Here is a 7,861-nt window from a genome sequence, read left to right on the forward strand (position 1 = left end):
ACCACATCAACGGCGTGATGGGCCACTACAAGGGCAAGATCGTCCAGTGGGACGTCGTGAACGAGGCCTTCGCCGACGGCAGCTCGGGAGCCCGGCGCGACTCCAACCTGCAGCGCACCGGCAACGACTGGATCGAGGTCGCCTTCCGCACCGCGCGCGCCGCCGACCCGGCCGCCAAGCTCTGCTACAACGACTACAACGTCGAGAACTGGACCTGGGCCAAGACCCAGGCCATGTACGCCATGGTCCGGGACTTCAAGCAGCGCGGCGTACCGATCGACTGCGTCGGCTTCCAGTCGCACTTCAACAACGACAGCCCCTACAACAGCAACTTCCGCACCACCCTGCAGAACTTCGCCGCCCTCGGCGTCGACGTGGCCATCACCGAACTCGACATCCAGGGCGCCTCGGCTACGACCTACACCAACGTGACCAACGACTGTCTGGCCGTCCCGCGCTGTCTCGGCATTACCGTCTGGGGTGTGCGCGACTCCGACTCCTGGCGACCGGAGCACACGCCGCTGCTGTTCAACCGCGACGGCAGCAAGAAGCCCGCCTACACCGCCGTCCTCAACGCACTCAACGGCGGCTCCTCTACGCCCCCTTCGGATTCCGGACCGATCAAGGGCGTCGGTGCGGGCCGCTGCCTGGATGTGCCCGGCGCCAGTACCACCGACGGCACCCAGCTCGACCTGTGGGACTGCCACAACGGCACCAACCAGCAGTGGACGTACACCGCCGCCGGCGAGCTGATGGTCTACGGCAACAAGTGCCTGGACGCCGCCGGCACCGGCAACGGCACCAAAGTCCAGATCTACAGCTGCTGGGGCGGCGACAACCAGAAATGGCGCCTCAACGCCGACGGATCCATCGTCGGCGTCCAGTCCGGCCTCTGCCTGGACGCCGTCGCAGGCGGCACCGCCAACGGCACCCTGATCCAGCTCTACTCCTGCTCGAACGGCAGCAACCAACGCTGGACCCGCACCTGAGAGGACCTGCCACAAACGAAAGGGTGAATCGATGAAGACCTACGGTGCGGCTTCCCTTGCCCCTCCACGAAGACTTCGCTGGTGGTCCCGGGTCGCCGCCGTGGTGGCGGCGACCCTCGCGATCGGCATGCTCGCCGCGGTGAATCCGGCGCCCGCCGAGGCGGCGACGGTGGACACCAATGCCTGGTATGTCCTGGTCAATCGCAACAGCGGCAAGGCGCTGGACGTCTCCGGCGCGTCCACCGCCGACGGCGCGCGGGTCAGCCAGTGGACGCGCAACGACGGAGCCAACCAGCAGTGGCAGTTCGTGGCCTCCGGCGACGGCTTCTACCGCCTCAAGGCCCGGCATTCGGGCCAGGTTCTCGACGTGGCCGGCGCCTCGAGCGCAGACGGTGCCGCGATCCAGCAGTGGGCCGACCACAACGGGGCCAACCAGCAGTTCCGCCTGGCCGACTCCGACGCGGGCCACGTCCGGCTGATCAACCGCACCAGCAGCAAGGCGGTGGAGGTGCAGGGCGCCTCCACCGCCGACGGCGGCAACGTCGTCCAGTACACCGACTGGGGCGGCGCCAACCAGCAATGGCAGATGATCGAACTGTCGTCCGGTGGCGGCGGCGGATGCGGCAGTGCCCCGACTCTGGCGAGCGGTACGCACACGATTCAGAGCGGCGGTAAGAGCCGCAGCTTCATCCTCAGGGTTCCCGCCAACTACGACAACAGCCACCGCTACCGGCTGATCTTCGCGTTCCACTGGCGGGGCGGAACGGCCGGCGACGTCGCCTCGGGCGGCACGAGCGGGAACGCCTGGTCCTACTACGGCCAACAGGAACAGTCGAACAATGGCGCGATCCTCGTCGCCCCCCAGGGCCTCGGCAACGGCTGGGCCAATTCGGGCGGTGAGGACATCACCTTCGTCGACGACATGATCCGGCGAATCGAGGGCGGCCTCTGTGTCAACCCGGCACAGCGTTTCGCCACGGGATTCAGCTGGGGCGGCGGTATGAGCTACGCACTCGCATGCAGCCGGGCGAACGTCTTCAGGGCCGTCGCGGTCATCTCCGGCGCTGAGATCAGCGGGTGCAGCGGCGGCACCCAGCCCATCGCCTACTTCGGAATCCACGGCATCAGCGACTCCGTCCTCAACATCGCGCAAGGACGGTCCCTGCGCGACAGGTTCGTCAGCAACAACGGCTGCACCCCCCAGAGCCCGCGCGAGCCCGCGCCGGGCAGCCGAACGCACATCACCACCACCTACTCGGGCTGCCGTGCCGGATACCCGGTCCAATGGGCCGCGTTCGACGGAGACCACATACCCGGTCCGGTCGACGGCTCCCCCGGCGAAAGCGGCGTCGCCACTTGGACCAAAGCAGAGATCTGGAGGTTCTTCTCACAGTTCCAGTGACATGCCTGCACCACGGAGTGGAGCCAGGATGATCCTGGCTCCACTCCGTGGGATCAGCTTTGTGCCGCCGGTCACGCCGAATCTGTCGGTGAACGGCACACTCAAGCGGCGAGGTGGAGCAGGGGCTGCTCTGGGACTACGAGTGGAACCGCCTCGACGATCCGGCGCTCGCCCTCACCCACCTGCTGGACGACCCCACCGTGCTGGTCGTCCCTGCCGACTCGCCGCTGCGCACACATCCCTCCGTGCGCCTCGGCGATCTCGCCGACCAGGAGTGGATCATCCGCGCCGACAACCACCCCGTCGCCGACGTCCTGCGCCGAAGCTGTCGCCAGGCTGGATTCGAGCCGCGCATCGCCTACTCCTCGCACGACTACCAGGAGGCGCAGGCCATGGTCGCCGCCGGTCTTGGCATCGCGCTCGCACCCCGCCTGGCCCTCACCAGCCGACGCAGCGACGTACGCCTCCTGCCGTTCGCCTCCGACGTCCCGGCCCCCACTCGCCGCATCCTCCTCGCACGCGCCGCGGCACGCCCCGCCACTCCACCCGCCCAGGCGATGGTCCGCGTCCTTCGCACGGTGGCGCAGCGATTCACCGCCCCAGACCTGCACCGTGCCCAGCTCGGGGCGGTCCGGCGGGGCTGACGGTGCGGCTATCGATCCGGCTGCTGCGAACCGGCTGCACGTGGCCGCATTCGTGAAGGAGCGGGTACTCAAGCCATCTCTGCATGGCAGCGCTCGACATCGATGAGTCCGCGCAGTTCCTGCGCACTGTTCTGGCCAGCGCTTCGGAGTTCGCCCCCGCTGCCATGCCCCTCGCAGGTGGAGCAACCCGAGAGGTGTTCGCCACGGCCGCAGACATCTGTGTCCGGTGTCGGCGGCCGGTCAGAGATCGCGCCACCGCAGCACCACGGCCGTCTCCGGCGGCAGCCGCAGGGTGCCGTCCGGGTCGGGCGGGTCGATGGGCCGCCAGGCGGCGACGACCTCGGTGCAGTCGGTGGCGTGCGGGCCGAGGCGGGCCTCGGCCGGGTGGCCGTACGGGTTGATCACGACACACAGCGGGCCGCGCCGGAAGTGGATACAGCCGTCCGAGGGGACGGACGGGCGGGTGGCGGACCACCGGGGGTCGGTCAGGGCCGGTTCGGCGCGGCGCAGGGCGATCAGCCGCCGGTGCCAGTCGAGGAGCTTCGCATGCGGCTCGCGGGCCGGCTCGGTCCAGTCCAGGCAGGAGCGCAGCCGCGTCGCCGGGTCCTGCGGGTCGGGGACGTCCTCCTCCGCCCAGCCGTGGGCGGCGAACTCCCGGCGCCGGCCGCGCCGTACGGCCTCGGCGAGCTCCGGGTCCTGGTGGTCCGTGAAGTACTGCCAGGGCGTACCCGCCCCCCACTCCTCGCCCATGAACAGCATCGGTGTGAAGGGCGAGCACAGTACGGCGGCTGCCGCGCAGGCCAGCAGCCCGGGGGAGAGCCGGGCGGAGAGCCGGTCGCCGACCGCGCGGTTGCCGATCTGGTCGTGGGTCTGGGCGTAGGCCAGCAGGCGGTACGTGGGGGTGGTCAGGGTGTTCAGCGCGGCGCCGTGGCCGCGGCCGCGGAACGCCGAGTATGTGCCGTCGTGGAAGAAGCCGCCGGTCAGGGTCTTGGCGAGGGCATGCGGCCCCTCGGCGGCGAAGTCGGCGTAATAGCCCTGCCGTTCGCCGGTGAGGAGGGTGTGCAGGGCGTGATGGAAGTCGTCGTTCCACTGCGCGTGCAGCCCGTGGCCGCCCGCCTCGCGCGGGGTGGTGGTGCGCGGGTCGTTCAGATCGGACTCACCGATGAGGAACAGCGGCCGGCCCACCTCGGCGGCGAGCGCGTCCACGGCGGCGGACAGCTCGGCGAGGAAGTGGCGGGCGCGGGTGTCGCGCAGCGCGTGCACCGCGTCGAGCCGCAGCCCGTCCAGGCGGTAGTCGCGCAGCCAGGCGAGGGCGCTGCCCAGGAAGTACGCGCGGACCTCGTCCGAGCCGGGGGCGTCCAGGTTGACGGCCGCCCCCCAGGGCGTGTGGTGGGTGTCGGTGAAGTACGGGCCGAAGGAGGGGAGATGGTTGCCGGAGGGGCCCAGATGGTTGTGGACCACGTCCAGAACCACGCCGAGGCCGTGGCCGTGCGCGGCGTCCACGAAGCGCGCGAGCCCTTCCGGCCCTCCGTACGGCTCGTGCACCGCCCACGGCGCCACACCGTCGTACCCCCAGCCGTGAGCCCCCGGAAACGGGCACACCGGCATCAGCTCGACGTGCGTGATGCCCAGTTCGGCGAGGTGCGGCAGGCGCTCGGCGGCCGCGTCGAAGGTGCCCTCGCGGGTGAAGGTGCCGATGTGCAGCTCGTACAGGACCGCGCCCGGCAGCGGCCGCCCCCGCCACTCCCGCCGCCACTCGAAGCCCGCGGGGTCGCTGACCGCGCTCAGGCCCTCGGGGCCGTCGGGCCGGCGGCGGGAGCGCGGGTCGGGCAGCGGCGCGCCGCCGTCCAGCGCGAAGCCGTAGCGCGCGCCGGGGACGGCCTCGGCCGCCACCCGCCACCACCCCTCCCGGGCCGGATCGCGCTCCATGGGGTGCGTACGGCCCGTATCGCCCGTGCGGCCCGTATCGCCCGTACGGCCGGCATCGCCCGTACGGGCGATACGGCCCTCCAGATGGAGCTCGACCCGCCCGGCGCGCGGCGCCCACACCTCGAACAGCACTGGCGTCTCCTCACCTCAGCGGTGCCTGGGAGACCATGCTGCGCGACGCGGGGTGCGCCGCGCAGCAGGACGCCGCCGGGATCCGGGCATCAGACGAGGTGGATGCGCTCCTGGGTGATGGGATAGCCCACCTTGGCGAAGTGCGCGGCCATCGGGAGGTTGGGCTGGTCGGTGGCGGCCGCGATCTTCGTCGCGCCCCGCTCCACCAGGTCGTGCGTGCACTCGACCAGCAGGTCGTAGGCGTAGCCGTGACCGCGCTGTCCTTCGACCACCCCGATGTAGCCGACGCACGGGCCGGACGGGTTGTGCGCGGGCACCTGGATGCCGACCAGCTCGCCCTGCGGCGTCCAGGCCAGCCGCCACCATTCGCGCGGCGACGGGCACCAGTTCAGGAAGTCCATCAGCTCGCGCACCGCGGCGTCGACGCCTCCTTGGGCGATGGCCCGGAGGTCGTGCGCGTCGAGCGTGCCCTTCATGACCTGGCGCAGCACGTCGGCGATTACCGTGTCGTCGGGCTCCGGCCGGAACTCCAGCCGCCCCGGCCGCTCGGGCAGTCCGCACTCGGGGGTCCACGCGTAGTGGTAGCGCTCCACCAGCGGCTCCATCCCGCTGGCGACGGCCGCGTCGATCCGGGCCTGCACCGCGGCCCGCTCCTCGGGCCGGTCGCGCCAGCCGGGCGCCGCCAGCAGGCAGTACTCGGCGCGCAGCGGGGTGATGCGCAGCAGCTCCGTCGCCGCGTCGGCCTCACCGTCGGCGAAGTCGAACCAGTCCAGGGCGATGGGCTTGGTGTCATCGGCCGCACCCCACCAGGCGGCGCGGGCGACCACACGGCCGTCGCGCAGCGCGACCCACGTCCAGTCGGGGCGGTATTCGCCGCCCTCGGCGCGGGTGCGGTAGGTGTGGCCGAAGCGGGCACGGCCGACGTGCCCGGGGTCGTGCAGGGTGTTGAAGAGATGTGCGTCGCTCTCGGTGAGCGCGCGGATGACCAGCTCGGTCATGAGAATCCTTCCGGGATGGCGATGCGCTCCCGGTCGGATCGATGATCAGACGGCGGTACGCCCGGTGGACAAGGGGCGGGAGCGCGGGAATGTCGTGGTGTTCATGGCTCTCGCCTCCTTCCTCGATCTTGGGCGTGTCCGCACTCTATGCGGGCCGACGAACCGTTGTCCAGGCGTTTTTGGAACGGCTCAGGAAGGTGCCCCGCGCGCGCCTCGCCCTCCTCGCGCTTGACCTTCTCATTGATGTCAACCCATAACGTCGGCTCAGGGGGCGGGCATTGCGCGCCCGCTCCGTAGCTTCCCTACCGTCCCCACCGCTGGAGCGATCATGACGTCATTCGTCGCACACCGTAACGGCCGGGCGGCGACCGCCGAGGAGCTGGCGCCGCTCGCCTTCGCGGGCTATGCCCACTTCACCGCCATGCAGGTGCGCGGGGGCCGGGTCCGGGGTCTCGACCTCCATCTGGAGCGGCTGCGGACCGCGTCGGTGGAGCTGTTCGGGCGCGCGCTGCCCGACGACCAGGTGCGGTCGTATCTGCGGGCGGCGCTGGAGGCCGGACCGGCCGACCTCTCGCTGACGGCCACGGTCTACTCGAGGGCGGGCCAGTTCACCGCGGCCCGGGCGGAGCCCGAGGTGCTGGTCCGTACCGGACCGCCGTCCGCCGGCCCGGAGGGCCCGCTGGCGCTGGCGGCGGTCGAGCATGAGCGGTTCCTCCCGGCGGTGAAGCATGTCGGCGAGGTGGCCAAGACGTACCTCCTCCGCCAGGCCGTCGCGCAGGGCTTCGACGACGCCGCGTTCGTCGACGGGCGGGGGCGGCTGAGCGAGGCGACGATCTGGAATCTCGCCTTCTGGGACGGTGACTCGGTGGTGTGGCCCCAGGCCGAGGTGCTGGGCGGGATCACCATGAGCATCGTCCGTCGGCAACTGGACCGCCTCGGCGTCCCCCAGCGCGTCCAGGACATCACGCTCGCCGATCTGCCGGCGCTGGCCGGGGGCGTGGTCATGAACTCCTGGACGCCGGGCGTGGCGGTGAGCCGGATCGGCTCCGTGTCCTTGCCCGAGGCGCCGTCCTTCCTGGAGCTGCTGCACAACGCCTACGAGGCCGAATCACCCACCGCGCCGTGAGGTTGCGGGGACCGTCATTCGAGCAGGCCGGCGTCGTGGGCCAACAGGGCTATCTGCACGCGGTTGTTGAGATCCAGCTTGGTCAGGATCCGTGAGACGTGGGTCTTGACGGTCGCGACGCTCATGAACAGGCCCGCGGAGATCTCCGCGTTGGACTTGCCCTCGCCCACGGCGACCGCGACCTCGCGCTCGCGGTCGTTCAGCTGGTCGAGCAGCGCCCGGGCCCGCTCCTGCCGCGCGTCCCTGCCGGAGCCCGCCACATGCTCGATGAGCTGCTGGGTCACGGTGGGGGACAGCACCGGCTCGCCCGCCGCCACCCGTCGCACGGCCGCGACGAGATCGGCGGGCGGCGTGTCCTTGAGCACGAAGCCCGCCGCTCCGGCGCGCAGCGCCCGCAGCACATGCTCATCCGCGTTGAACGTCGTCAGGACCACCACCTCGGGGGCGGGTTCGCGCTGCCGCAGCTGCTCGGTCGCGGTGAGCCCGTCCACCGTGGGCATGCGGATGTCCATGAGGACCACGTCGGGGGAGTGGCGGTCCACGAGCGCGGCCACCTCCGCGCCGTCGGACGCCTCGCCGACGATCTCGATACCGGAGGAGGCGCCGCCCAGCATCAGCCGCAGCCCGGCGCGGACCAGCGG

At 71.2% G+C, this 7,861-nt stretch carries 7 protein-coding genes; 4 read left to right on the forward strand and 3 right to left on the reverse strand.

Annotated features, from left to right (window positions below):
- The 3 genes from CCN51_RS28530 to CCN51_RS28540 all read left to right on the forward strand — a co-directional run.
- Positions 1 to 989 (forward strand): ricin-type beta-trefoil lectin domain protein (locus CCN51_RS28530; protein ID WP_086860224.1); only part of this gene is annotated, 989 nt, incomplete at its 5' end.
- A 100-nt stretch (positions 990 to 1,089) separates the two neighbouring features.
- Entirely contained in the window at positions 1,090 to 2,391 is a 1,302-nt protein-coding gene (locus CCN51_RS28535; protein WP_014175659.1) for an RICIN domain-containing protein, read from the forward strand.
- Between the two features lie 113 nt (positions 2,392 to 2,504).
- Positions 2,505 to 3,035 (forward strand): LysR substrate-binding domain-containing protein, encoded by a 531-nt coding sequence (locus CCN51_RS28540; protein WP_014175658.1) that lies wholly within the window; start codon positions 2,505 to 2,507, stop codon positions 3,033 to 3,035.
- A 240-nt stretch (positions 3,036 to 3,275) separates the two neighbouring features.
- On the opposite strand, the gene treZ is transcribed toward CCN51_RS28540, so the two are convergent.
- A complete protein-coding gene (treZ, locus tag CCN51_RS28545; RefSeq protein WP_014175657.1) occupies positions 3,276 to 5,096 on the reverse strand; it encodes a malto-oligosyltrehalose trehalohydrolase in 1,821 nt (606 codons plus the stop codon).
- Positions 5,097 to 5,185: 89 nt separating this feature from the next.
- The gene (locus CCN51_RS28550) at positions 5,186 to 6,094 is read right to left on the reverse strand and encodes a GNAT family N-acetyltransferase (protein ID WP_014175656.1); all 909 of its coding nucleotides are present in this window, start codon (positions 6,092 to 6,094) and stop codon (positions 5,186 to 5,188) included.
- A gap of 328 nt (positions 6,095 to 6,422) precedes the next feature.
- On the opposite strand from CCN51_RS28550, the gene CCN51_RS28555 reads away from it, so the two are divergent.
- Positions 6,423 to 7,220 carry an aminotransferase class IV family protein gene (locus CCN51_RS28555; RefSeq protein WP_014175655.1) on the forward strand — a complete coding sequence of 266 codons (798 nt, stop codon included), beginning with the start codon at positions 6,423 to 6,425 and terminating at the stop codon, positions 7,218 to 7,220.
- A gap of 14 nt (positions 7,221 to 7,234) precedes the next feature.
- Here the strand turns inward: CCN51_RS28555 and CCN51_RS28560 are convergent.
- A partial coding sequence (locus CCN51_RS28560; RefSeq protein WP_086860226.1) for a response regulator occupies positions 7,235 to 7,861 on the reverse strand: 627 nt, incomplete at its 5' end.

The sequence above is a fragment of the Streptomyces milbemycinicus genome (assembly GCF_002154605.1).
Taxonomy (GTDB): domain Bacteria; phylum Actinomycetota; class Actinomycetes; order Streptomycetales; family Streptomycetaceae; genus Streptomyces; species Streptomyces milbemycinicus.